The organism is Streptomyces sp. NPDC093568 (assembly GCF_044764945.1).
GTDB lineage: Bacteria > Actinomycetota > Actinomycetes > Streptomycetales > Streptomycetaceae > Streptomyces.
Genome location: NZ_JBIWJD010000006.1, coordinates 382,232 through 406,082 on the forward strand (window position 1 = coordinate 382,232; position 23,851 = coordinate 406,082).

Annotated in this window: 24 protein-coding genes and 1 tRNA gene; 12 read left to right on the forward strand and 13 right to left on the reverse strand. The window is 71.4% G+C overall.

The annotated features are described in order from the left end of the window. Positions 1-66 precede the first annotated feature (66 nt). Positions 67-321 (forward strand): hypothetical protein, encoded by a 255-nt coding sequence (locus ACIRD7_RS25555; RefSeq protein ID WP_403457176.1) that lies wholly within the window; start codon positions 67-69, stop codon positions 319-321. 25 nt (positions 322-346) lie between these two features. On the opposite strand, the gene ACIRD7_RS25560 is transcribed toward ACIRD7_RS25555, so the two are convergent. From ACIRD7_RS25560 to ACIRD7_RS25575, 4 genes are all read right to left on the reverse strand, one after another. After that, positions 347-1,090: a DUF6227 family protein gene (locus tag ACIRD7_RS25560; protein WP_403457177.1), complete on the reverse strand. Its 744-nt coding sequence runs from the start codon at positions 1,088-1,090 to the stop codon at positions 347-349. A gap of 178 nt (positions 1,091-1,268) precedes the next feature. Further along, positions 1,269-2,483, reverse strand: coding sequence for an Ig-like domain-containing protein (locus tag ACIRD7_RS25565; protein ID WP_403457178.1), 1,215 nt, complete (start codon positions 2,481-2,483; stop codon positions 1,269-1,271). A gap of 166 nt (positions 2,484-2,649) precedes the next feature. Then, positions 2,650-3,681, reverse strand: coding sequence for a P1 family peptidase (locus tag ACIRD7_RS25570; protein WP_403457179.1), 1,032 nt, complete (start codon positions 3,679-3,681; stop codon positions 2,650-2,652). Between the two features lie 40 nt (positions 3,682-3,721). Further along, complete coding sequence (locus ACIRD7_RS25575; RefSeq protein WP_403457181.1) at positions 3,722-4,960, reverse strand: low temperature requirement protein A; 1,239 nt, start codon at positions 4,958-4,960, stop codon at positions 3,722-3,724. A gap of 100 nt (positions 4,961-5,060) precedes the next feature. Between ACIRD7_RS25575 and ACIRD7_RS25580 the strand changes: the two genes are divergently transcribed. Further along, positions 5,061-5,243 carry a hypothetical protein gene (locus ACIRD7_RS25580; protein ID WP_403457184.1) on the forward strand — a complete coding sequence of 61 codons (183 nt, stop codon included), beginning with the start codon at positions 5,061-5,063 and terminating at the stop codon, positions 5,241-5,243. A 4-nt stretch (positions 5,244-5,247) separates the two neighbouring features. Here ACIRD7_RS25580 and mscL read toward each other — a convergent pair whose 3' ends face one another. The 6 genes from mscL to ACIRD7_RS25610 all read right to left on the reverse strand — a co-directional run bounded on the left by mscL (position 5,248) and on the right by ACIRD7_RS25610 (position 11,016). Beyond that, a complete protein-coding gene (gene mscL, locus ACIRD7_RS25585) occupies positions 5,248-5,706 on the reverse strand; it encodes a large conductance mechanosensitive channel protein MscL (RefSeq protein ID WP_403457185.1) in 459 nt (152 codons plus the stop codon). Between the two features lie 93 nt (positions 5,707-5,799). Then, on the reverse strand, positions 5,800-6,396 hold the full coding sequence (locus ACIRD7_RS25590; protein ID WP_403457187.1) for a hypothetical protein: 597 nt from the start codon (positions 6,394-6,396) through the stop codon (positions 5,800-5,802). A 195-nt stretch (positions 6,397-6,591) separates the two neighbouring features. Further along, positions 6,592-7,434 (reverse strand): S-methyl-5'-thioadenosine phosphorylase, encoded by an 843-nt coding sequence (locus tag ACIRD7_RS25595; RefSeq protein WP_403457190.1) that lies wholly within the window; start codon positions 7,432-7,434, stop codon positions 6,592-6,594. A 125-nt stretch (positions 7,435-7,559) separates the two neighbouring features. After that, positions 7,560-7,877, reverse strand: a complete 318-nt coding sequence (locus ACIRD7_RS25600) for an FmdB family zinc ribbon protein (RefSeq protein ID WP_403457191.1) — start codon at positions 7,875-7,877, stop codon at positions 7,560-7,562. Positions 7,878-7,944: 67 nt separating this feature from the next. Continuing rightward, the gene (locus ACIRD7_RS25605) at positions 7,945-9,237 is read right to left on the reverse strand and encodes an MFS transporter (protein WP_403457192.1); all 1,293 of its coding nucleotides are present in this window, start codon (positions 9,235-9,237) and stop codon (positions 7,945-7,947) included. A gap of 246 nt (positions 9,238-9,483) precedes the next feature. After that, positions 9,484-11,016, reverse strand: a complete 1,533-nt coding sequence (locus ACIRD7_RS25610; RefSeq protein WP_403457194.1) for a potassium/proton antiporter — start codon at positions 11,014-11,016, stop codon at positions 9,484-9,486. A gap of 239 nt (positions 11,017-11,255) precedes the next feature. On the opposite strand from ACIRD7_RS25610, the gene ACIRD7_RS25615 reads away from it, so the two are divergent. Then, positions 11,256-14,033, forward strand: a complete 2,778-nt coding sequence (locus ACIRD7_RS25615) for a penicillin acylase family protein (RefSeq protein ID WP_403457195.1) — start codon at positions 11,256-11,258, stop codon at positions 14,031-14,033. A 67-nt stretch (positions 14,034-14,100) separates the two neighbouring features. On the opposite strand, the gene ACIRD7_RS25620 is transcribed toward ACIRD7_RS25615, so the two are convergent. Continuing rightward, positions 14,101-14,715 carry a 5-formyltetrahydrofolate cyclo-ligase gene (locus ACIRD7_RS25620; RefSeq protein ID WP_403457196.1) on the reverse strand — a complete coding sequence of 205 codons (615 nt, stop codon included), beginning with the start codon at positions 14,713-14,715 and terminating at the stop codon, positions 14,101-14,103. Between the two features lie 95 nt (positions 14,716-14,810). Here ACIRD7_RS25620 and galU point away from each other — a divergent pair, with 95 nt between their 5' ends. From galU to ACIRD7_RS25660, 8 genes are all read left to right on the forward strand, one after another. Then, on the forward strand, positions 14,811-15,713 hold the full coding sequence (gene galU, locus ACIRD7_RS25625) for a UTP--glucose-1-phosphate uridylyltransferase GalU (RefSeq protein WP_403457197.1): 903 nt from the start codon (positions 14,811-14,813) through the stop codon (positions 15,711-15,713). Positions 15,714-15,717: 4 nt separating this feature from the next. Further along, a complete protein-coding gene (gene glp, locus ACIRD7_RS25630) occupies positions 15,718-17,043 on the forward strand; it encodes a gephyrin-like molybdotransferase Glp (protein ID WP_403457198.1) in 1,326 nt (441 codons plus the stop codon). An 86-nt stretch (positions 17,044-17,129) separates the two neighbouring features. Next, the gene (moaC, locus tag ACIRD7_RS25635; protein ID WP_403457199.1) at positions 17,130-17,624 is read left to right on the forward strand and encodes a cyclic pyranopterin monophosphate synthase MoaC; all 495 of its coding nucleotides are present in this window, start codon (positions 17,130-17,132) and stop codon (positions 17,622-17,624) included. Further along, positions 17,621-18,121, forward strand: coding sequence for a molybdenum cofactor biosynthesis protein B (locus ACIRD7_RS25640; RefSeq protein WP_403457201.1), 501 nt, complete (start codon positions 17,621-17,623; stop codon positions 18,119-18,121). The genes moaC and ACIRD7_RS25640 overlap by 4 nt, the downstream gene beginning before the upstream one ends. Positions 18,122-18,141: 20 nt before the next feature. Continuing rightward, positions 18,142-18,789: a GNAT family N-acetyltransferase gene (locus ACIRD7_RS25645; RefSeq protein WP_403457202.1), complete on the forward strand. Its 648-nt coding sequence runs from the start codon at positions 18,142-18,144 to the stop codon at positions 18,787-18,789. 185 nt (positions 18,790-18,974) lie between these two features. Next, the gene (gene glpR / locus ACIRD7_RS25650; protein ID WP_403457203.1) at positions 18,975-20,240 is read left to right on the forward strand and encodes a gephyrin-like molybdotransferase receptor GlpR; all 1,266 of its coding nucleotides are present in this window, start codon (positions 18,975-18,977) and stop codon (positions 20,238-20,240) included. A 101-nt stretch (positions 20,241-20,341) separates the two neighbouring features. Further along, positions 20,342-20,415: transfer RNA gene (locus ACIRD7_RS25655), tRNA-Ala, on the forward strand. A 156-nt stretch (positions 20,416-20,571) separates the two neighbouring features. Next, positions 20,572-21,801, forward strand: coding sequence for an MFS transporter (locus tag ACIRD7_RS25660; RefSeq protein WP_403457204.1), 1,230 nt, complete (start codon positions 20,572-20,574; stop codon positions 21,799-21,801). Positions 21,802-21,805: 4 nt separating this feature from the next. Here the strand turns inward: ACIRD7_RS25660 and ACIRD7_RS25665 are convergent, their stop codons facing one another. After that, positions 21,806-22,282 carry a GNAT family N-acetyltransferase gene (locus ACIRD7_RS25665; protein ID WP_403457205.1) on the reverse strand — a complete coding sequence of 159 codons (477 nt, stop codon included), beginning with the start codon at positions 22,280-22,282 and terminating at the stop codon, positions 21,806-21,808. A 77-nt stretch (positions 22,283-22,359) separates the two neighbouring features. On the opposite strand from ACIRD7_RS25665, the gene ACIRD7_RS25670 reads away from it, so the two are divergent. Next, positions 22,360-23,163: an exodeoxyribonuclease III gene (locus ACIRD7_RS25670; RefSeq protein ID WP_403457206.1), complete on the forward strand. Its 804-nt coding sequence runs from the start codon at positions 22,360-22,362 to the stop codon at positions 23,161-23,163. On the opposite strand, the gene ACIRD7_RS25675 is transcribed toward ACIRD7_RS25670, so the two are convergent. Then, positions 23,160-23,810 (reverse strand): MerR family transcriptional regulator, encoded by a 651-nt coding sequence (locus ACIRD7_RS25675; protein WP_403457208.1) that lies wholly within the window; start codon positions 23,808-23,810, stop codon positions 23,160-23,162. The two genes, ACIRD7_RS25670 and ACIRD7_RS25675, sit on opposite strands and share 4 nt — an antisense overlap. Positions 23,811-23,851 lie beyond the last annotated feature (41 nt).

Here is a 23,851-nt window from a genome sequence, read left to right on the forward strand (position 1 = left end):
ACGGCACCTGCGAGATACGTCACGGTCCGGGCTCAAAGGCCCGGACCGTGGTGTCTACTGGGGCGCATGCCTGAGAACGCCTCGATCCTCCAGCTGCTGGGCCCGGTCGTCCTCGCCCTGGCGGCCGCGCTCTGGGTGGTCGGACTGGCCCGCCTCCTGCGGCGCATCCGCCCTCGGGCAACCTCATGGCATGCGGACCCGCGGCTCCCGGGCCTTCCCCACCAGCGGCAGACCGCCCCCGCGCTGGAGGCCGTCGAACTCACCCCGGCGGAGCGGGACGCCTTCGCGGGCCTCGTACGACAGCTCGACGACCGACGCTGAAGGGCACACCCCCCGGCCGGGGTTGCTACACCTGTGCCGCCCGCCGCTCCATCGCGTCCCGCGCCGCGTCCTCGCTGACGTACACCTCGCACATGTGCCGCCCGTCGGGCGTCGCCGTGTGCTCGACCTCCCACAGGGAGACCTCCTCGCCGTCGCGCAGCAGGAACGCGTGCTCGTAGAGCGAGAAGCACAGCGCGGCTCGGCCCGCACGGCACGGGCGCCCGAACGCCTGCGTGATCTGGTGCGCGCACGCGCTGGTCAGTAAAGCGGCCGTCGCCGCGTCCGGCCGGTCGGCGTTCTCCGCCCGGCGCAGCAGCCGGCGGGCGTGGTCCGCCGAGTCGTCCGGCACGTACGCGTGCCGGGGCGTGGGGATCGGCGACAACTGCACCGTCACCGGCAGCTCGAAGTCCGGCGCGTCCGGCGGCAGCGGCAGCCGCCCGGTCGCGGCGCGCAGCTCCTCCTCGTCGGCGTACACCTCGTGCTGCGGGTCGCGGCCCCGCGCGGTGTTGTGGACGAGCTCCCACAGCGTCAGCGCCGAGCCGTCGGCGAGCAGCCAGGTGTGCCGGTACGTCTCGCGATGCAGCCCCGCGCTGTGGTGCGCGGAGTGCAGCGAGCTGTCATGAGCCAGCGCGCAGTCGAGCCGCCGTATCGCCTCGTCGGGCAACTCGAAGGAGTTCAGGGCGCGGCCGAGGAGTCGTGCGAGGTGCTCCTCCGGAGACTCCGCCGACTCGGGTGGTTCGTACGCTGCCGTCTCGTACGGAACGCTCAAGGTTTCTCCCGGCGTTGCTGCATGTCACCTTGTGGGTGCATACCGTAGCCCCTCGGTCGGACATCATGTCCGGGAACCGAGAAAACGTACGTCCGGTAAAACGCGCGGGCCGCGCGAGAAGTTCCCGCGCGGCCCGGCGAACCGTCAAGAATCCCTGCTCGGACGGCACTTCGGTGGATCAGGCGGCGCTGCCGGCGGTCCACTCGCTCCAGGACATGTTCCAGCCGTTGAGTCCGTTGTCCGGCGTCACGGTCTTGTCGGGGGAGTTCTTGACGATCACCACGTCACCGAGCATCGAGCTGTCGTAGAACCACTGGGAGGGCGTGTCGCCCTGTCCGCCCCGCACGTCCTGGAGGCCGACGCAGCCGTGGCTGGTGCCCTGGCGGCCGAAGGGTGGATTGCCCTTGTTGTACCAGTAGTTGCCGTGGATGAAGGTCCCCGACTGGGTCAGCCGCATCGCGTGCGGGACATCCGGGATGTCGTAGGCGTTGTCGAGGCCGACGGTCCTGCTGTCCATCCGCAGCTTGTCGAACTTCTCGGAGATCACCATCTGCCCGTTGTACGTGGTGAACTCCGGGCTGCCCGCGGAGATCGGGACCGACTTGACCGTCCGGCCGTCCCGCACGACCGTCATCGTCTGCGTGTCGACGTCGACCGTCGAGACCTGCGAGCGTCCGATGGTGAAGGTGACCGTCTTCTTCTGCACCCCGTGGACGCCGTTCGCGCCCTCGACGCCGTCCAGGTCGATCTTCATCGTGACCTTGGAGCCGGCCTTCCAGTACTCCTCTGGCCGGAAGTCGAGCCGCTGCGCGCCGAACCAGTGCCCGACCACCTTCTGCCCGCTGCTGGAGGAGACCGTGATGTGCGACTGCACGGCCTTCCGGTCGGTGATCGCCTTGTCGAAGTTGAACGACACCGGCATCCCGACGCCGACCGTGGTGCCGCCGTCGGGCGTGTACGTCCCGATGAAGCTGTTCGCCGACGAGACCGTGGTGAAGGTGGAGTCGGCGGCCGTGCTGCGTCCGTCGCCGTCCTTCGCGGTGGCCGAGATCTGGTACCTCGTCCCCCGCTCCAACTGCTCCTTCGGCTGCCAGCTGGCCCCGTCGGCGGACAGGGAGCCCGGCACGTCCTGCCCGCCGTCGGCCGTCATCTTCACCTCGGTCAGCTTGCCGTCGCTGACCTTCACGCCGGTCGTGTTGATCGACGCCCCGGTCGAGCCGTTCTTCGCCGAGATCAGGATCTTCGCGGCGGACGTCCTGGGTGAGTCCTGGCCACCCTTGTCGTCGTGGTCGGCGTTGGCGCTCCCGCCGCAGGCGGTGAGCGTCAGGGCGCCGATCATCAGGGCGGCACAGGCCCCCACTGCGCGCCGCGCTGCTATGTCCGGCGTTGTCACGATCAGCTCCATCTTCATGCGATTCGCGGGATTCGTTTCGTTGCACGGAGGAAGAGGCCCCCGTCACCGAGGCGGGTTCCCAGCGTTCGCGGTGAATGCCGTCACGTGACAGAACCGCGACAATCTTGCGAGCGACGGCGAGGGAGTACCACCGTCGCCCGGCGCGTCAAACCGCGCCGCCGTACAACTCCCCGTACGACGGCCACACTCCACCCGGCCCGTCCACCGACCCGGCCGCCCGTACGGCCCGTACGATCGCCCGCGTCACCGCGTCCGCGCCCGCCGCGAGGATCTCGTTCAGGGCGAGCGGATGCCCGGCGTCCAGCCGCCGCTCCCCGGTTGCCAGCGCGAACACGGTGTCCCCGTCGTTGAGCAGATGCACCGGCCGCACGGCACGCGCGATGCCGTCGTGCGCGGTGCCGGCCAGCTTCTGCGCCTGCGCCTTCGACAGGTCCGCGTCGGTGGCGACCACGGCCAGCGTGGTGTTCAGCGGGGGCGGCGCGTTCTTCGCTGCGATGTCCGCGAGGGCGCGGCGCGCGGCCTGGTGGACCTCCTCCCGCGGGTAGTCCACCCGCCCCTGGAACAACTCCCCGTACAGCACCCCGGTCTCGGGGTCGACAGCCGACCCCGCCGCGTTCGCCACCACCAGCGCGGCCACCGTGATCCCCGAGTCGAGCACCGTGCTCGCGGTGCCGATCCCGCCTTTCACCGGGCCCACGGTCGCTCCGGTCCCGGCGCCCACGCAGCCCTGAGGCACCGGTGTGCCGGGTTCGCTCGCCGCGGCCGCCTCGACCGCCGCCCGCCCGGTGGCCGCGTCCGGCCGGGCCCGGAAGTCGCCGCCCCGCCCCAGATCGAAGACGCAGGCCGCGGGCACCACCGGCACGACATGCGCCGGATCCGCCCCCACCCGCACCCCGCGCCGACGCTCCTCCAGCCACGCCATCACCCCGGACGCCGCGTCGAGCCCGTACGCGCTGCCGCCGGTCAGCACGATCGCCTCGACCTTCTGCACGAGGTTGCGCGGATCGAGCGCGTCCGTCTCCTTCGTGCCCGGCCCGCCGCCGCGCACGTCCACGGCGGCGACGGCCCCGCCCTCGGGCGCGAGGACGACCGTGGTGCCGGTGAGCCAACCGTCGCCGGTGCGCGTCGCGTGTCCCACCCGCAGCCCGGCGACATCTGTCAGAGCGTCAACTGTCATGGGGCCAGTCTCGTCCAGCCGCGACCGGCGGAGCCGCGGTTCACGCCACCGGCGTACGCGCCGCCGTCCCGCGCTCCCCGAACGACATGCGTGCCGTCAGCGTCTCCCCGGTCGCCACCGCCAGCGCCGAGACGACGCCGGCCGCGAACACGGCCCACTCGCCCAGGAACGTGCAGCAGATCACCAGCAGGGCCGCGGTCGGCAGCACCAGCTGCTGGGCGATGCCCACCTTGAAGTAGCGCGAGTGCAGCGCCCAGACGGTGAGCAGATACAGCGCCGTCGGCAGGGTCACCGCCGCCGACGCGGCCAGCGTGGAGATGTGCGCCTTGCCGACGGTGTGCTCGACCGCCACCTCCAGACCCGCGCCGATCGCGGCCGCCGAGGCGAAGACCACGTAGTGGCCGTAGCCCCACAGGAACGCCTGCTTGTTGGAGCGCAGATGGCCGTGGATCGGCACCACGAAGTAGATCCACCAGGCGGCGAAGATGATCAGCAGCCCGCCCGCGGCGATCGGCAGCACATCGGCCAGCGCGTCGTTCTCCTCGATGCCCGTCTTCACCGCCACCGTGGCCGCCGCGATGGTCTCGCCGAGCACGATGATCGTGAACAGGCCGTACCGCTCGGCGATGTGGTGCGGGTGCCAGGACGTCGGGTGGTCCTTCTCCGCGTAGGGCGGCACGCACATCTCCAGGACGGCCATCACCAGGAACACCCAGGGTCTGGCGCCCTCGGGCAGGAACACCAGGCCCAGCCAGCCGATCTGGCACAGCAGCACACCGGCGGCGTACCGCAGGGCCATCGTCCGCTCCGGGCCGTCGCTGGAGCCGGCCACCCGCAGCCACTGCGACGTCAGGGCGAGCCGCATGATCACATAGCCCAGCACCACCGCCAGGTAGTCGTGGTCCTCGAACGCCTGCGAGACCCCCGCCGCCAGGACCAGCACACCGGCGATCTGGATCAGGGTGACGACCCGGTAGAGGATGTCGTCGTTGTCGTAGGCCGAGGCGAACCAGGTGAAGTTCATCCAGGCCCACCAGATGGCGAAGAAGACCATCGCGTAGTTGAGGATGCCCTCACCCGCGTGGCCCTCGGCGACCGCGTGCACCAACTGCATGCCGGCCTGGGCGATGGCCACGACGAAACACAGGTCGAAGAAGAGCTCCAGCGGAGTGGCGACCCGATGCGCCTCACCCCGGCCACGCGCGGTGAGCCGACGCAGCGGGCGGGCCCGTCCGGGTGGGCGGGAGGGGTCCGGCGCGGGAGTGGAACTGGACGTCATGGGGACAAGCACAGCAGATGGAGCGGGGAATTTCTCCTGTAGGGGATCACCCGCTCGCCGGGTGCGCGGTCCTTCGGCGCGGGGGCCGTACCCTGGACGCATGAGCACCGCCCCCACCCCCGAGCCGCGCGAGCCCAAGGCCGCGCTGATCTTCGACGACCCGCTGGACCAGCAGTCCTCGGACGACACGGACCGCGGGTGGGGCGAGCGGCCGGGCGGCTCCGGCGACAGCGCGGCCGACCTGAAGCGCTTCCTCGACGAGAAGCCGCCCCACCACATCTGAGCGGCTACCGCTCGTCGTGCCCCGAGCCGCGCTGTGCGACCAGCGCGTCGCGGATCTCCTTGAGCACCTCCAGCTCGGTCACCTCGATGACCTCCTGTGCGCCCTCCTTCGCCTTGCGGCGGGCCTCCACCCGGGCCAGGTACTTCGCCATGGGCAGCACCATCAGGAAGTAGACGACGGCAGCGGTGATCACGAAGCTGAGCGCGGCGCCGAGCACCGAACCCCACAGGATCTGGATCCCCCGCTCGCCCTCGCACGTCGAGCTCAGGCAGGAGCTGTAGTGGTCGAGGTTCTTGGTGCCGATCGCTCCGACCAGCGGGTTGATGATCCCCTTCACCACCGCGTTGACGATGTTGGTGAAGGCGGCGCCGATGACCACCGCGACGGCCAGGTCGACGACGTTCCCGCGCATCAGGAAGGCCTTGAAACCCTCCCAGACGCCCGCTTCCTTCTTCTCGCTCACTTCGGAGCCACCCCTCGGAGACACAGGTTGTGGAACAGATCGCTCCGCAACCTACGTCAGGGCTCGGCCACCCTGTCCAATCGAGCCCACGGTTCAGCACAGTGTCACCGCCAGCCGTGCCGTGGCGCTCGCCCCCGCGAGACGGGCCGCCGTGGCGCGCGGCACCGACAGCACGACCAGCGCCCCGCTCTCGACTGAGGTGTCCGGCGACACCGGCACCTCGGTGACCCGGGCCCCGCGCGCGACGACCTCGGTGTCCCCGCCCCGCGCGGTCTCCTGAGCGGCGATCACATCGACCCGGTCGCCCGGCCGCAGCAGCCCCACCGTGGCCCCGTCGGCGATCCGCACCGGCGCCGACACCCGCTCGACGGCGCGGTGCTGGCGTACCGGCTCGGCCACCGGATGACCACGCGCCCGGTCGGCCTCCCGCGGCCCCGCCGCGACGAGCGCCGCCGCGGTCACCGCGAGCCCGGCCGCCACGGCCCGCCTGCGGTGCCGCACGAGCCGGCGCAGCCGGTATCGCCCGCCGCGCACCCGCACCGGCGCGAACTGCGGCACCTCGCGGGTGGCCGGGGCGTCCGTGCCGAGCGGGCGCGGGGCGACCGGGGAGGAGGGAGCGGGGAAGGGGGAGCGGGAGCGGGAGGGGGAGGGGGAGGGGGAGGGAAAGGAAATGGGGGGAGTGAGGGACATGAGGGGGACCACCACCTGCGACGACGGAACGGCTTGCGAGCCCACGATGAGGCATCGCGGAGCCGCCCGCCGGGCGCCGTGGACTACCCGCCGGTTGTGGACAACTCCCTCATCCGAACGAGGAGTTCCGCCGCGTTGGCCGAGGGTCGACCCCTACGGAAGTTCCGCCGCGCTTGCCCCCGGCGGCCCCGCCCTCTACGGCAGCTCGAACCCGGGGTCCATCCCGCCCAGCGCCGTGGTGCACAGACAGTCCCGCTCGTCGTTCGACGGCAGCCCCGCCACCGCGTCGAACAGCACGCCCCGCAGTCGGTCCACATTCGCCGCGAACACCCGCAGCACCTCGTCGTGGGAGACACCCTCGCCGGTCTCGGCGCCCGCGTCCAGGTCGGTGACCAGCGTCATCGAGGTGTAGCAGAGCTCCAGTTCACGGGCGAGCGCCGCCTCGGGGTGGCCGGTCATGCCCACCACCGACCAGCCCTGGGCCTGGTACCACAGCGATTCGGCGCGGGTCGAGAAGCGCGGCCCCTCGATCACGACCAGCGTGCCGCCGTCCACCGGTTCCCAGTCGCGTCCGCGGGCCGCCTTCAGCGCGGCCGCCCGTCCGGTGGGGCAGTAGGGGTCGGCCAGGGAGACGTGGACCACGTTCGGCACGGCCCCGCCCGGCAGCGGCAGACCGTCGAAGTACGTACCCACCCGCGACTTCGTGCGGTCGACCAGTTGGTCCGGCACCAGCAGCGTGCCCGGGCCGTACTCGGTGCGCAGACCGCCCACCGCGCACGGGCCGAGCACCTGGCGCACCCCGAGCGAGCGCAGGGCCCACAGGTTGGCCCGGTAGTTGATCCGGTGCGGCGGCAGATGGTGGCCGCGTCCGTGCCGGGGCAGGAAGGCGACCCGCCGGCCGGCGATCTCGCCCAGGAAGAGGGAGTCGCTGGGCGGCCCGTAGGGGGTGTCCACCTGTATCTCGGTCACGTCGTCCAGGAAGGAGTAGAAACCGGAGCCGCCGATCACGCCGAGTTCGACGTTCGCCTTGTTCGCCATGTCCGCACCCTAACCGCACCCGGATATGCCGAGGACCCCGTCGCCGTACGACGACAGGGTCCCGTAAGGAGTGGCGGCCCCAGGGCCTCCCGGGGCTACAGGCCTCAGGCCTCCAGGCCCGGGCCCTACGCGGCGGAGCTGCTTGAGGACGTGCCCGTGCTCGACGACTTCGAGTCCGAGGACGACGAAGAGGACGACGACGAAGAGTCGGAGGAGGACGTCGACGACTTCGACGACGACGACGCCGGCGAGCTGCTCGACGAGGAGCCGCGGCTGTCGTTGCGGTAGAAGCCGGAGCCCTTGAAGACGATGCCGACCGCGGAGAACACCTTCTTGAGGCGGCCCTGGCAGTTGGGGCACTCGGTCAGGGCGTCGTCGGTGAACTTCTGCACCGCCTCGAGGCCCTCGCCGCACTCGGTGCACTGGTACTGATAGGTGGGCACTGTCTTCCTCCTGGCACTCTCACTCGATGAGTGCTAACGACGATCCATAGTGACGTATTCCAGCCGCTCAGTCCACTGCCACCGGCACGCGGTGACCCACGCCACGTGCGACGGTACGGCCGTGGGACCGTGCCACCAGCCGCGAGCGCAGCGCCACCAGGGTCGCGAGCGCCAGCAGCGTGCCGGCCATCGGCACCAGGAACCCGGCGCCGCCCCACAGGCGGTCCTCCAGCTGTCCGGCGACCGTCACGGCGGCGGCCTGGCCGAGCGCGACCGCGCCGGTGAGCCAGGTGAACGCCTCGGTGCGGGCACCGGCCGGGACCAGGCCCTCGACCAGCGTGTAGCCCGTGATCAGCGCGGGCGCGATGCACATGCCGACGAGCAGGCCGAGGCCGGCCAGGACGAGCACCGAGTGCGCGGCCCACAGGCCGGACGCGGTGAGCGCGAGGGCGGCGTAGCCGAGGAGGAGGCGGCGCTGGGGGGCCACCTTCCAGGCGATCGCGCCGCACGCGATGCCGGAGAGCATGTTGCCCGCGGCGAAGGTGCCGTACAGGACGCCGTTCAGGCCGGGCTCGCCGATCGACTCGGTGAAGGCGGCCAGCGAGACCTGCATGCCGCCGAAGACGGCGCCGATGCCGAGGAAGGCCACGATCAGCACGCGCACGCCGGGGACGCGCAGAGCCGAGGTGTGCTCCACGCGCGCGTGCCCGCCGGGTGTGACCGAAGGCTGGGTGCTCTTCTGCGCGGCGAACAGCAGACCGCCGAGCAGGGTGAGCGCGGCCTCCGTCACCAGGCCCGCGGCCGGGTCGACGGCGGTGCACAGGGCGGTGGCCAGCAGCGGGCCGACGACGAAGGTCAGCTCGTCGGTGACCGACTCGAAGGCGGCCGCCGTCGTCATCAGGGGCGAGCCCTGGAGCTTCACGCCCCAGCGGGCCCGCACCATGGGCCCGACCTGCGGCACCGAGGCGCCGGTCGGCACGGCCGCGGCGAACAGCGCCCACAGCGGGGCGTCCGCCAGCGCGAGCGCCGTCAGGGTCAGACCGGACAGGACGTGGACGAGGACCCCGGGGACCAGGACGGCGCGCTGGCCGTAGCGGTCGGCCAGGCGGCCGCTGTAGGGCGCGAACAGCGCCATGGAGACACCGGTGACGGCCGCGGCGGCACCGGCCGCGCCGTAGGAGCCCGTGGTGTGCTGCACCAGCAGCACGATGGAGATGGTCAGCATCGCGAACGGCTGACGCGCAGCGAAGCCGGGGAGCAGGAACGTCCAGGCGCCGCGGGTGCGCAGCAGCTGTCCGTATCCGGGGCGGGAGGCGGCCGGCGAGTCCTTCGACGGCTCGGTGGTGACCGTGGACGCCACGGTCCGTGCCTTTCTGCCGCCTGGTAGCACGGCCCCTACGGGTGGGGGGCGGCGCCGAGAGCTGTCCTCTTGCGCGGAACTGCGGTAGATACCGGCGCCCACGGAGGAAGGGCATGACGGCCGCCATACGGTCGCGCCAGCTCTGCGTCAGGCAGAGTTGGTTCGATCTGGGTTACACCTGCATTGTACAGGGAAAGCCGTGGCTGATCCTGTGAAAAGGCGCACCATTCCGCACTCCGCCTGCGATTAGCTTGTCCCGTTTGTTCCTGTCCCCAGCCAGCCTGCCAGCTTGCCCCCGGTGCCCACCGCGCGCAGCCGGCGCTCGGCGGCGTCGCGCACCGGGTCCGTGGCGACCACGAGCAGTTCGTCGCCGTGCCGCAGCACCGTGGTGGGCAGCGGGACGAACGATTTTCCTTCGCGCACGACGAGGGTCACGGCGGCCCCGGCCGGCAGCCGCAGCTCGTTGACCTCGACGCCGTGCATCCTCGACCCCTCGGGGATCGCCACGGACAGCAGATGGCCGCGCAGCCGCTCCAGCGGCGCCGACTCGATGCCCAGGTCGGCGGCCTCGGGCCCCTGGCCGAGGTCGAGCACGCGGGCGAGCCACGGGAGCGTCGGCCCCTGGATCAGGGTGTAGACGACGACCAGGACGAAGACGATGTTGAAGATGGTGCGGCTGCCCTCGACGCCGCTGACCATGGGGATCGTCGCCAGGATGATGGGCACGGCGCCGCGCAGCCCGGCCCAGGACATCAGTGCCTGCTCCCGCCAGGGGACCCGGAACGGCGACAGGCACAGCACGACGCTCAGCGGGCGCGCCACCATGGTGAGCACCAGCCCGATGACGAGCGCGGGCAGGATGTCGTCGCCCAGCTCGTGCGGGGTGACGAGCAGGCCGAGCAGGACGAACATGCCGATCTGCGCGATCCAGCCGACCCCGTCGGCGAACCCGCGGGTGGCCGGCCAGTGCGGCAGCTTCGCGTTGCCCATCACCATCGACGCCAGGTACACGGCGAGGAAGCCGCTGCCGTGCGCCATCGCGCCGGCCGCGTAGGCGGTGACGGCGATGGCCATGACGGCGATGGGATAGAGGCCGGAGGCGGGCAGCGCCACGTGCCGAAGGCCCCAGGCGCCCAGCCAGCCCACCGCGAGGCCGATGGCCGCGCCGATGGCCAGCTCCTGCGTGATCTCACCGGCCAGCACGTACCAGTGCTCGATCGGGCCGGCCTCGGAGAAGGCGACCACCAGGATGACCACGGGGGCGTCGTTGAAGCCGGACTCCGCCTCCAGGGTGCCCGTCACGCGCGCGGGGAGCGGGATCCTGCGCAGCACGGAGAACACCGCCGCCGCGTCCGTCGAGGAGACCACCGCGCCGATGATCAGCGCCTGCCGCCAGTCCAGCCCGACCAGGTAGTGCGCGGCCGTCGCCGTGACCCCGACGCTCACCGTGACCCCGACCAGCGCCAGCGCGGAGGCGGCCGGCAGCGCCGGCTTGATCTCCTTCCACTTCGTGCCCAGACCGCCCTCGGCCAGGATCACGACCAGGGCCGCATAGCCGATGACCTGCGTCAGCTCGGCGTCGTCGAAGCGGATGCCGCCGATGCCGTCCTGGCCCATGAGCACGCCGATGCCCAGGTAGATGAGCAGGCTGGGGAGCCCGCTGCGCGAGGAGATCCGGACCGCTGCGACGGCGAGGAGCAGGACGAGCGAGCAGACGAGCAGGAGCTGGTTGAGGTCGTGGACAGTCAGCGGCCGTTCCCTTCCCTGGCCCGCGCGCACGCGCGCGTGGGCTCACGTACATAGGACACGAAGTGGCGGTTCTCCGCACCCAACTACTTCGTTACCTTACCTAACTCTTGACGATTTCTTGACACTGAAGGAGGCATGATCGAACGTCCTGCCGTGCTGGTTCCCCACTCCGCGTCAAGGGCGGTGAAGCCCTGCGCCTATGGTTGCTCCAGCGCTCATTGAAAAGGACAGCCCGCCCTGCCGCTCGCGTTAGGACAGCAAGGACAGCGATGCCCCCCAATACCACCGCCTCCACGGGTCAGCAGCCCGGCAAGTCCGGCAGGAAGAAGGGGCGCAGACTCCGCCTGCTCGTCCTCGTGCTGGTGCTGGCCGTCGTCGCGGGCGTCGCCGGCGGGGCGTACTGGTCCATCAGTACCGTGCGCGCCTCGTTCCCGCAGACCAAGGGATCGATAACGCTCGACGGCCTGTCCGGGCCGGTCGACGTGAAGCGCGACGACTACGGCATCCCGCAGATCTACGCCTCCTCCGACGAGGACCTGTTCATGGCGCAGGGCTTCGTCCAGGCGCAGGACCGGTTCTGGGAGATGGACGTACGCCGCCACATGACCTCGGGCCGCCTGTCGGAGATGTTCGGCAAGAGCCAGGTCGACAACGACGAGTTCCTGCGCACCCTCGGCTGGGACCGGATCGCCAAGGAGGAGTACGACAAGACGCTGTCGGCCTCCACCAAGAAGTACCTCCAGGCCTACGCCAAGGGCGTCAACGCCTATCTGGACGGCAAGGACGGCAAGGACATCTCCCTGGAGTACGCGGCTCTCGGCTTCACGAACGACTACAAGCCGCAGCAGTGGACCCCGGTCGACTCGATCGCCTGGCTCAAGGCCATGGCCTGGGACCTGCGCGGCAACATGCAGGACGAGATCGACCGCGCCCTGATGACCAGCCGCCTGGGCCCCAAGCAGATCGCGGACCTCTACCCGCAGTACCCGTACAGCCGGAACAAGACGATCGTCCAGGCCGGCCAGTACGACGAGGTCACCAAGACGTTCGAGCAGTCGGGCTCCGCGTCGGCCGCGGGCTCGTCCACGGCCGGCACGTCGTCCTCCTCGGGCTCCTCGGGCACCGCCGGCCTGCAGAGCCAGCTGGCGGGCCTGCAGAACGTCCTGGACGGCCTGCCCACGGCCGTCGGCGTGAACGGCAACGGCATCGGCTCGAACTCCTGGGTGGTCGCCGGCAGGTACACCATCACCGGCAAGCCACTGCTGGCCAACGACCCGCACCTGTCGGCCTCGCTGCCGTCCGTCTGGTACCAGATGGGCCTGCACTGCCGCTCGGTCTCCAGCACCTGCCAGTACGACGTCAGCGGCTACACCTTCGCGGGCATGCCCGGCGTGGTCATCGGCCACAACCAGAACATCTCCTGGGGCATGACCAACTCCGGCGTCGACGTCACCGACCTCTACCTGGAGAAGCTCTCCGGCGACGGCTACCTCTACGACGGCAAGACGGTGCCCTTCACCTCGCGCCAGGAGACCATCAAGGTCGCCGGCGGCTCGTCGAAGAAGATCGTCGTCCGGGCGACCAAGGACGGGATGCCCCTCCTGTCCGACCGCAGCGACGAGCTGGTGAAGGTCGGCCGCAAGGCCACCGTCGACACCGCGGCCCCCGACCGCGGCGACGGCTACGGCATCGCGCTGCGCTGGACCGCGCTGGACCCGGGCACCACCATGGACGCGGTCTTCGCCATGGACAAGGCGAAGAACTGGAACGACTTCCGCGCCGCGGCGACCCTGTTCGACGTGCCCTCGCAGAACCTGATCTACGCCGACACCGAGAACCACATCGGCTACACGCTGCCCGGGAAGATCCCCACGCGCGCGCAGGGCTACGACGGCTCCGTCCCGGTGCCCGGCTGGGACCCGAGGTCGCGCTGGACGGGCTACATCGACGACGACGAGCTGCCGTACGAGTACGACCCGGCCCGCGGCTACATCGTCACCGCCAACCAGGCCGTGGTCGACAAGTCCAAGTACCCGTACACGCTCACCACGGACTGGGGCTACGGCGCCCGCAGCCAGCGCATCAACGACCTGATCCAGTCGAAGATCGACGACGGCGGCAAGATCTCCACCGAGGACATGCGTCAGATGCAGCTCGACAACAGCAGCGAGATCGCCAAGCTGCTGGTGCCCAAGCTGCTGAAGATCGACATCTCCGACAAGGACGTCCGGGACGCCGCGGCCATCCGGGAGGCTCAGGAGCTCCTGGAGGGCTGGGACTACACCCAGGACGCCGATTCGGCGGCGGCCGCCTACTTCAACTCGGTCTGGCGCAACATCCTCAAGCTCGCCTTCGGCAACAAGCTGCCCAAGGAGCTGCGGGTCGAGGGCCAGTGCCTGTGGGTCGACCCCGTCAACACCACCGGCCCCGTCGACGAGACGGACAAGGTGCGCGAGTGCGGTGAGCGCGAGCCCGACCAGGCGCAGCCGGACGGCGGCGACCGCTGGTTCGAGGTCGTGCGCAGCCTGCTGAACGACGAGGACAGCGACTGGTGGAGGACGCCCTCCTCGGGCACCCGCCCGTCGGCCGACAACCGCGACGAGCTGTTCACGCGGGCCATGATCGACGCCCGCTGGGAGCTGACCGCCAAGCTCGGCAAGGACATCGACACCTGGAGCTGGGGCCGGCTGCACCGCCTGTTCCTGAAGAACCAGACCCTCGGCACCGAGGGCCCCGGGTTCCTCCAGTACGCCCTCAACCGCGGCCCCTGGAAGCTCAGCGGCGGCGAGGCCACGGTCAACGCCAGCGGCTGGAACGCGGCCGGCGGCTACGGCGTCGTCTGGGTGCCGTCGATGCGGATGGTGGTCAACCTCGGCGACCTCGACAAGTCGAAGTGGATCAACCTCACCGGCGCCTCCGGGCACGCCTACAACGCCCACTACACCGATCAGACGGACAAGTGGGCCGACGGCGAGCTGCTCGACTGGTCCTTCACCGAGAAGGCGGTCGACGACAGCACGGGCGACACCCTGGTGCTGAAGCCGTGACCCCGGGCACCTGACCGTGAGTGGCCTCCACGCGCGCGTGGAGGCCACTTCCGCGTCCGGGCCGCGCTCAGCCGAACCGGCGCGCCCCGGACGGTGTCACCACCGCGTGCACCGGCCGGTCGTGCGGCTCCTCCGGGACCCGCTCGACGACCTCAGAGTCGTACAGCAGGACCACCAGCGAGGGATGGGCGCCCGCGCGCTCCAGACGCGCGAGCACGCGGTCGTACGAACCCCCGCCGCGCCCCAGCCGCATCCCGCGCGCGTCGACCGCGAGGCCGGGCAGCAGCACGACGTCGGCGCCGGTCACGGCGTCCGGGCCGAGCCGCTCGCCGGCGGGCTCGAAGAGGGCCATCCTGCCGCCGTGTTGGACCCGGGTGAGGGAGTCCGGCCCGGTGTACGCGCCCCAGTCGAGGTCGTTGTCGGGCAACAGCGCGGGCAGCAGCACGCGTACGCCCCGGGCGCGCAGCGCGTCGAGGAGCGCGAGCGTGCCGGGCTCGCTCCCGACCGAGACGTACGCCGCCACCACGCGCGCGTGGGCCAGTTCGGGCAGCTCCAGGGCCCGCACGGCCAGCGCGGCCGCCGACTCCCGCAGGACACCGTCCGGCAACCTGTCTCTCACCGTGAGGAGTTCTCGCCGCAACGTTCGCTTGTCAGGCTCGCCCGGACGTGCGCTGTGTCTCACTGCTCGGTTCCGTACCCTTCCCAATTGCGCTCATATGAGAGCCAAATAACCGGAGCCTCAGATTCACTACAAAGGCACCGGATATGGTGTCGGGCATGACTCAGTCGCACCCTCGGATCAGCAAGGCTGTCATCCCCGCAGCGGGCCTAGGCACCCGCTTCCTTCCGGCCACCAAAGCCACTCCCAAGGAGATGCTTCCGGTCGTCGACAAGCCGGCGATCCAGTACGTGGTCGAAGAGGCCGTCTCCGCCGGCCTCGACGACGTCCTCATGATCACCGGCCGCAACAAGCGCCCGCTGGAGGACCACTTCGACCGCAACTACGAGCTGGAGTCCGCCCTTCAGAAGAAGGGTGACGCCGACCGGCTCGCGAAGGTGCAGGAGTCCAGCGACCTGGCCACCATGCACTACGTCCGCCAGGGCGACCCCAAGGGCCTCGGCCACGCCGTCCTGTGCGCCGCCCCGCACGTCGGCCACGAGCCCTTCGCCGTCCTCCTCGGCGACGACCTCATCGACCCGCGCGACCCGCTGCTCAAGCGGATGGTCGAGGTGCAGGAGCAGCGCGGCGGCAGCGTCGTCGCGCTGATGGAGGTCGCGCCCGAGCAGATCCACCTCTACGGCTGTGCGGCCGTGGACCCCACCGAGGACGCCGACGTGGTCAAGGTGCACGACCTCGTCGAGAAGCCGGCCGCGGCGGACGCCCCGTCGAACTACGCGATCATCGGCCGCTACGTGCTCGACCCGGCCGTCTTCGACATACTGCGCAAGACCGAGCCGGGCCGCGGCGGCGAGATCCAGCTCACCGACGCCCTCCAGCAGCTCTCGCAGGACGAGAAGGTCGGCGGCCCGGTGCACGGCGTCGTCTTCAAGGGCCGCCGCTATGACACCGGCGACCGGGGCGACTACCTGCGTGCCATTGTCAGACTCGCATGCGAACGTGAAGACCTGGGCCCGGACTTCCGGACCTGGCTTCGCAGTTACGTAGCCGAGGAGATGTAGCGAGTTGAGCACCGCCGCCGCGCCCCGCCCCGCCGGCCAGGACCACCTCTGGTCGGTGGACGAGCACCTGGAGGACATCCTCACGACCGTCCGCCCCCTGGAACCCATCGAGTTGCAACTCCTCGACGCCCAGGGCTGCGTCCTGGTCGAAGACGTCACGGTGCCGGTCTCCCTGCCGCCGTTCGACAACAGCTCCATGGACGGGTACGCGGTGCGGGTCGCGGACGTCGAGGGCGCGAGCGAGGAGTTCCCGGCGGTCCTGGAGGTCGTCGGGGACGTCGCGGCGGGCCGGGCCGAGCCTCTTCACGTGGGCCCCGGCCAGGCCGCCCGCATCATGACCGGTGCCCCGCTGCCGCCCGGCGCCGAGACCGTCGTTCCGGTGGAGTGGACCGACGGGGGACTCGGCGAGGGGCCGGTGACGGGCATGCGCGCACGCAGCTCGGCCCCCGAGGGCGCGCAGGGCCAGGTGCACATCCACCGCCCGGCCGAGGCACGCGCGCACGTACGCGCCAAGGGCAGCGACGTGAAGGCCGGCGACCGGGCGCTCGAAGCGGGCACGGTCCTCGGCCCGTCGCAGATCGCCCTGCTCGCCGCGATCGGCCGTGGCACCGTCCGGGTGCGCCCGCGCCCGCGCGTGGTCGTGCTGTCCACCGGCAGCGAACTCGTCCAGCCCGACGAGGCACTCGCCGAGGGCCAGATCTACGACTCCAACAGCTTCACCCTGACCGCGGCCGCCCGTGACGCCGGAGCCATCGCCTACCGCGTGGGCGCCGTCGCAGACGACGCCGAGACGCTCCGGTCCACGATCGAGGACCAGCTCGTGCGCGCCGACCTCATGGTCACCACGGGCGGGGTCAGCGTCGGGGCGTACGACGTCGTCAAGGAGGCGCTGTCGTACGTCGGCGACGAGGACGAGGCCGGCAGCGGCATCGACTTCCGCAAGCTCGCCATGCAGCCCGGCAAGCCCCAGGGCTTCGGCTCGATCGGCCCCGACCACACCCCGCTGCTCGCCCTGCCGGGCAACCCGGTGTCGTCGTACGTCTCCTTCGAGATCTTCGTGCGCCCCGCGATCCGCACCCTGATGGGTCTGGAGGACGTCCACCGGCCGCGCACGCGTGCCACCCTCACCGCGGACAAGGCGCTGACCTCGCCGAAGGGGCGCAGACAGTTCCTGCGCGGAAAGTACGCCGACGGCGAGATCCGGCCGGTCGGCGGCGCCGGATCCCACCTCATCGCCGCCCTCGCGCACGCGGACGCGCTGATCGTCGTCCCCGAGGACGTGGAGAGCGTCGAGCCCGGCGCCGAGGTCGAGGTGGTCCTGCTCGGCTGAGGGGCCCTGGTTGGCGGTACCGTGTCGCGCACAGCAGGCCCGTGCGCCGCACCGCGACGGGCCCGGACCGGGAGCGCCACACCAGCATGAGCACGCAGGACCCATCCACCCAGGACCGTCTCACGCACATCGACGACGCGGGCGCGGCCCGCATGGTCGACGTCTCGGAGAAGGACGTGACCGCGCGCACCGCCCGCGCCAGCGGCCGCGTCCTCGTCTCGCCCCGTGTGATCGAGCTGCTGCGCGGCGAGGGGGTCCCCAAGGGTGACGCCCTGGCCACCGCGCGCATCGCGGGCATCATGGGAGCCAAGCGCACCCCGGATCTGATCCCGCTGTGCCACCCGCTCGCGGTGTCCGGTGTGAAACTGGACCTGTCGGTCGCGGACGACGCGGTGGAGATCCTGGCCACCGTGAAGACCACGGACCGCACGGGCGTCGAGATGGAGGCCCTCACCGCGGTCTCCGTCGCCGCGCTCACCGTGATCGACATGGTGAAGGCGGTCGACAAGGGAGCGGTCATCACGGACGTACGGGTGGAGGAGAAGACGGGCGGCAAGTCGGGCGACTGGAGCCGGTCATGACGTATCGCGCTCTCGTGGTCACGGCCTCCAACAGGGCTGCCGCCGGGATCTACGAGGACAAGGGCGGCCCGCTGATCGCCCAGGGCCTGAAGGGCTTCGGCTTCGACGTCGAGGGGCCGCAGGTCGTGCCCGACGGGGACCCGGTCCGGGCCGCCCTGATCGCGGGCGTCGAGGCGGGATACGACGTCATCGTCACCACCGGCGGCACCGGCATCTCGCCCACCGACCGCACACCCGAGGCGACCCGCGAAGTGATCGACCGCGAGGTGCCGGGCATCGCCGAGGCGATCCGGGCGTTCGGCCGGGAGAAGGTGCCGGCCGCCGCGCTCTCCCGGGGCCTGGCCGGAGTGGCGGGAGCCACGCTGATCGTGAACCTGCCCGGTTCCAGCGGTGGGGTGAAGGACGGACTGGCCGTCCTGGAGCCCCTTCTGATCCACGCCGTCGACCAGCTCCGCGGCGGCGACCACCCCAGACCCAGCAGTGGGGGTGCGAGCTGAACAGCCCATCCTGGCCCGTCGTGCTGGGGGACGGTGACGTCGTCCTCCGGCCGATAAAGATGCGCGACCAGCGGGCCTGGCGCGAGGTCAACCGACGCAACCGGGACTGGCTGCGCCCGTGGGAGGCGACGATTCCGCCGCCGACGCCCAGCGGGCCGATCGCGCACCGGCCGACCTACCGTCAGATGGTCCGCCACCTGCGCTCCGAGGCGCACGCGGGCCGGATGCTGCCGTTCGTCATCGAGTACCAGGGGCGACTGGTCGGGCAGTTGACGGTGGCCGGGATCACCTGGGGCTCGATGTGTTCGGGGCATGTCGGTTACTGGGTGGACGAGGGGGTGGCGGGCCGGGGGGTGATGCCGACGGCCGTGGCCCTGGTCGTGGACCACTGTTTCCGGACCGTCGGTCTGCACCGCATCGAGGTCTGCATTCGCCCCGAGAACAGGCCGAGCCGCCGGGTCGTGGAGAAACTCGGATTCCGTGAGGAGGGGCTGCGTCCGCGTTATCTCCACATCGACGGAGCCTGGCGCGACCATCTCGTGTTCGCACTCACGGCGGAAGAGGTCCCGGAAGGGTTGCTCGGCCGCTGGCAGCGGGCACGCTCCCAGAAGGCGCCGCACTCGAACCAGCGGAACACCCGGCAGAACCCGCAGGGCAATCCCGCGTAGCGCCGGAAATTGAATAAGTGTTCGAAATTGATCGCCGGATGACCGGCTCGGGGCATTAAATTCGCGCCCCGGGCGGGCTGCTGATCGCATCGGTCACAAAAAAAGTTCGAAATATCAGCCAGATCGTGCGACACACCGGCTCAATTGGCAGATGGCCTCACGCAAACCCCTCTACCGTGTGAGGCGTGAGCAGCAGCGGCCTCATCTACGCAGTCATTGTCGGGGCCTGGGCCGCCTACTTGGTGCCGATGTGGCTCCGTAGGCAGGACGAGCTGAACGAGGCCCGTCCGACGGAACGCTTCAGCACAGCCATCCGGTTGCTGTCCGGACGGGCGGGGATGGAGCGCCGGTACGCCAAGGACCTGCGCGCGCGCTCCACCGAGGAGGGGGAGCCCAGCGCCGACGCTCCGGGCGATGTCACCGAGTCGGTGGACGTCCGGGCCTTCGCCGTACCCCCGACCCGTCCGCAGACCCAGGCGACGGCTCAGGCACAGGCATCCGGACGCCCGGACCCGGCGCGTGAATCCACTCGCGAACCGGTCCGCGAACCGGCGGCCAAGCAGGCGTCCGAGCGCGCCGGCGGACCCGCCGGCGAACCGGGTTCCGGTCCGGCGGGCAACGCGCGCAAGCGGGTACCCGCGGCCCGGCGTCCCCCTTCGGGGGAGGCTGCCGCCGCGCGGGCCCGGCGCTCGAAGGTGCTCGCGCGCCGCAGGCGCACCACAGTCGTCCTCTTCCTCGCCTTCACACTCGGCGCGATCGTCGCCGCCGTCGGCGGGCTCGCGTTCCTGTGGGCGCCCGGCATTCCCGCGGTGATGCTCAGCGGGTACATCGCCCATCTGCGCTCCCAGGAGCGCCGGCGCTTCGCCTACCAGATGGACCGGCGTCGCGCCGAGGCCGCGGCCCAGCGGCTGCGCGAGCACGCACGCCAGTCGCGGCGGCGCGGGAGCGCCGACCTCGGAGCCGGGGTCGACGAGGCCGACGAGGGGCCCGAACCAGGCACCGATCCCGGGATGTCCGCGCTCGCCGCGGATCGGCGTGCCCTCGTCGAGCAGACCGACCACGCCGAGTGGGTCGACCAGCAGCGCGAGCGTCGGCGCCGGCCCGGCCACGGGGACAGCTGGGACCCGGTCCCGGTGCCCCTGCCGACCTACGTCACCGCCCCGGTCGCGCCCCGCGCCTCCGGCGACGTGGACCTCGGGGCGCCGGACGCCTGGAGCTCGGCCCGGTCGAGCTCCGTCGCCCGGGACCGGGAGGCGGGCGCCGACACTGCCTCCGCCGGCCGGGACGCGGAAGCCCCGGAGGCGGCGGGGCACGGTGAGGACAGGGCCGACGGGGGTGGCCGCAGCGACGCCCGCCGCGCCGCCTCCGCGCGCCGCGCCCGCGAGCGGGGCCGCACGCCGCTGTTCGACCAGTACGAGGACGGCGAGCGGCCCCGGGCCGCGAACGAGTAGCGCCCGCCACCAGGGAACCCTCCCGAGCCGGTCCCCTCGGCCCGGCCGGGAACGGATTTCCAAGCACCCCGATCGGGGTGCTAAAGTTTCACTCGTTGCAAGGGCCTGTGGCGCAGTCCGGTAGCGCACCTCGTTCGCATCGAGGGGGCCAGGGGTTCAAATCCCCTCAGGTCCACAGCAACGACTTTCCAGGGAAACCCGGGGAGTTGGCGAGATCCCGTCCGATCGGTTGATCGGGCGGGATCTTTTGTTGTCCCCAAGAGGGTTGCTCCCAGAGGGTCGTGTCCCGGCCCCGCCCCGGCCCTGTCCTGGCCCTGTCCTGAGGGGGAGTGTGGAGAAGGCCACCGCGCCGTTACCGACGAGGCCCGCGGCGCCGCTGCGCAGCGCCGCCTTCCGGCGGTTCGTGACCGCCAGTCTCGTCTCGGCCACCGGATCCGCGATGGCGCCGCTCGCGCTCGCCTACGCCGTGATCGAGCAGGGCGGCGGAGCCGGGGACCTCGGTGTGGTGCTCGCCACGAACACCGTGCCGACCGTCGTCCTCCTCCTTATCGGCGGCGTGCTCGCGGACCGGATGTCCCGCAGCCGGCTGCTCTTCGGCGGCAACCTGCTGGCCGCCGCCGCGCAGGGGGCACTCGCGGCCACCGTCGCCACCGGGCGGGCGACGACCTTCTCCATCGCCGTCTGCGGCTTCGTCTCGGGGACCGCGCTCGCCTTCACCGTGCCCGCGACCCAGGGGGCCGTCGCCCAGATCGTGCCCGCCGAGCAGTTGCAGCGGGCCAACGCCCTGCTCAGGCTGCCGGGCAACGCGGTCAAGGTGCTCGGACCGGCCGTCGGCGGAGTCGTCGTCGCGGTGAGCGGACCGGCCTGGGCGCTGGCCTGGGACGCGCTCACCTTCGCCGTCGCCGCCTTTCTGCTGCTCGGGCTGCGCCTGGACGCCCCCGTCGCCGTCGGCGGCGTACTGAGCGATCTGCGGGCGGGCTGGACCGGCTTTTGGTCCAGGACCTGGCTGTGGACCTACACCCTCGCCGGGACCGTTCTCGTCGCCGCGTGGCTGGCCGGGTTCCAGCTGCTGGGGCCCGTAGTCGCGGCGGAGCGGTACGCCGGAGCACGTGACTGGGGGCTGGTGCAGGGGGCGTTCGCGGCGGGGCTGCTGGCCGGGACGGTGGTGTGCCTGCGCTGGCGGCCGCACCGGCTGCTCGCGGTGGCCGTCGTGGCCTGCCTGCCCATGGCCGTGCCGCTGCTCGCCATGGGCTGGGGACTGCCGCTGCCCTGGCTGCTGTTGACCGTTCTGCTCGCGGGCGTCGGGCTGGACGTGGCGGTCGTCATGTGGACGACCGCCTTCCAGCAGCATGTGCCGCAGGGGGAGTTGGGCCGGATGAGCGCGTTCAACAGCGTCGGGGAGCGGCTCGCGATACCGCTCGGCTATCTGCTCACGGCGCTCGCGGCGGGCGTGTGGGACAACCGGACGGTGCTGGTGGCGTGCGCCGGTCTGGTCGCCGCCGCCGTCGTCCTCAACCTCTGCGTGCGGGACGTGTATCGCGTCAACGCGGCCCGGGACTGACCACTCACAGCGCCTTCGCGAAACACAGACTCAGCTCGTGGAAGCGGTAGTAGCCGAACTTCCCGCACGGCTCGTATCCGCTGGACGTGTACAGCGCCACCGCCTCCGGCTGCTTGGCGCCCGTCTCCAGCACCATGCGGATCCGGCCCGCCGCCCGCGCGTCCTCCTCCAGGGCGGCCAGGACGCGTCTGGCGAGGCCGCGTCCGCGCATCGAATCGACGACGTACATCCGCTTCAGCTCGGCGTCCCCGTCCTGGTTGCCCTCGCCGTTGTCGTCCTGGGACCGCCAGCCGCCGGAGGCCACCGGGGTGCCGAGCTCGTCGTAGGCGATCAGGTACAGGCCGTTCGGCGGTTCGAAGTCGGCCGCGGCGAGGGGCGTGGCGTCGCCGTCGTCCCCGTAGCGCACGGCGTACTCGCCCTGGACCTGGTCGTTGAGCTTCACGGCGTCGGGGTGGTCGAAGGAGACGCGGCGTATATTCATGCTGATTACCGTATATCAATTCAAGATCAAGAGGTTCCAGAACCGGACAACGTCCAGTGTGCCGGTAAGGTGCCGGAGTGCTCACTGTGACCTCTGTGAATGTGAACGGGCTGCGGGCCGCCGCGAAGAAGGGCTTCGTGGAGTGGCTCGCCGGCACCGAGGCCGACGTGCTGTGCCTCCAGGAGGTGCGCGCCGAGCCCCAGCAGCTGCCCGAGCAGGTCCGCACGCCCGACGGCTGGCACGTCGTGCACGCGCCCGCCGCCGCCAAGGGCCGCGCCGGCGTCTCCCTCTACACCCGCCGCGAGCCCGACCGCATCCAGGTCGGATTCGGATCGGCGGAGTTCGACGACAGCGGGCGCTATGTCGAGGCCGACCTCCCGGGTGTGACGGTCGCCTCCCTCTACCTCCCCTCCGGCGAGGTGGGCACCGAGCGGCAGGACGAGAAGGTCCGCTTCATGGGTGAGTTCCTGGCCTATCTGAAGGGCCTGCGCGAGCGCGCCGCCGCCGACGGCCGCGAGGTTCTCGTCTGCGGCGACTGGAACATCGCGCACGAGAAGGCCGACCTGAAGAACTGGCGCGGCAACACCAAGAACTCCGGCTTCCTGCCGGAGGAGCGGGAGTGGCTGAGCGCGGTGTTCGAACCCGCCGCCGGCGGCTATGTCGACGTCGTGCGCGCGCTGCATCCGGAGGCGGAGGGGCCGTACTCGTGGTGGTCCTACCGCGGGCGGGCCTTCGACAACGACACCGGCTGGCGCATCGACTACCAGGTCGCGACGCCGGGGCTCGCCGCCGCGGCGCTCAAGGGGTACGTCGAGCGGGCGGCCACGCACGCCGAGCGCTGGTCGGACCACGCGCCGGTGACGGTCGTGTACGACCGCTAGTCCCGCTCGTTCTGCCGGCGCAGCCGCCGGTCCAGCGCCAGGGACAGCTCCGCCTCCACCACGCTCCGGGCGAGCGGCCGCAGCCGCTGGAGGTCGTTCTCCCCGGCGTGGCGGAGTACCAGCTCGGCGAACATCTCCGCCAGGTCGTCCACGTGCTCGCGGACCTGTTTGCCCGCCGCCAGGACCTCCGCGAGGGGGATGCCCTCGCGGACCAGGGCCGAGGAGACGTCCAGCAGGCGGCGGCTGATGTGGACGATCTCGTCGCCGTCGGTGCCGAGGTAGCCGAGGTCCAGGGCGGCGGCGAGGTTCTCCGGGGTGACCTGGCCCTCGAAGCGGGCGGCCAGCTCCTCGGGGGTGAGGCGGACCGGCTCCTCCTCCGTCGGCGCGACGCCGAGGACGTCGGCGACGTCGCGGCCGTGGTCCAGGGCCTCCGCCAGCTCCGCGATGCCGGTCAGGGTGTGGCCGCGCTCCAGCAGGGCCGCGATGGTGCGCAGCCGGGCCAGGTGGTGGTCGTCGTACCAGGCGATGCGGCCCTCGCGGCGCGGTGGCGGGATCAGCTTGCGTTCGCGGTAGAAGCGCAGGGTGCGCACCGTGATGCCGGCCAGGCGGGCCAGCTCCTCCATGCGGTATTCACGCTTCTCGGTCACCCCGGAACCTTAATTCGTACCGGCGGTAACTTTCCTTGCCC

What these genes read in the sequence shown, in the direction of transcription:
- ACIRD7_RS25570 (WP_403457179.1), bottom strand. Translation starts at nt 3,681, where the DNA reads ATGACAGTTGACGCTCTGACAGATGTCGCCGGGCTGCGGGTGGGACAC.
- ACIRD7_RS25555 (WP_403457176.1), top strand. Translation starts at nt 67, where the DNA reads ATGCCTGAGAACGCCTCGATCCTCCAGCTGCTGGGCCCGGTCGTCCTC.
- ACIRD7_RS25640 (WP_403457201.1), top strand. Translation starts at nt 17,621, where the DNA reads ATGACGTATCGCGCTCTCGTGGTCACGGCCTCCAACAGGGCTGCCGCC.
- ACIRD7_RS25615 (WP_403457195.1), top strand. Translation starts at nt 11,256, where the DNA reads ATGCCCCCCAATACCACCGCCTCCACGGGTCAGCAGCCCGGCAAGTCC.
- ACIRD7_RS25575 (WP_403457181.1), bottom strand. Translation starts at nt 4,960, where the DNA reads ATGACGTCCAGTTCCACTCCCGCGCCGGACCCCTCCCGCCCACCCGGA.
- ACIRD7_RS25665 (WP_403457205.1), bottom strand. Translation starts at nt 22,282, where the DNA reads ATGAATATACGCCGCGTCTCCTTCGACCACCCCGACGCCGTGAAGCTC.
- ACIRD7_RS25590 (WP_403457187.1), bottom strand. Translation starts at nt 6,396, where the DNA reads ATGTCCCTCACTCCCCCCATTTCCTTTCCCTCCCCCTCCCCCTCCCCC.
- moaC (WP_403457199.1), top strand. Translation starts at nt 17,130, where the DNA reads ATGAGCACGCAGGACCCATCCACCCAGGACCGTCTCACGCACATCGAC.
- ACIRD7_RS25595 (WP_403457190.1), bottom strand. Translation starts at nt 7,434, where the DNA reads ATGGCGAACAAGGCGAACGTCGAACTCGGCGTGATCGGCGGCTCCGGT.
- galU (WP_403457197.1), top strand. Translation starts at nt 14,811, where the DNA reads ATGACTCAGTCGCACCCTCGGATCAGCAAGGCTGTCATCCCCGCAGCG.
- ACIRD7_RS25580 (WP_403457184.1), top strand. Translation starts at nt 5,061, where the DNA reads ATGAGCACCGCCCCCACCCCCGAGCCGCGCGAGCCCAAGGCCGCGCTG.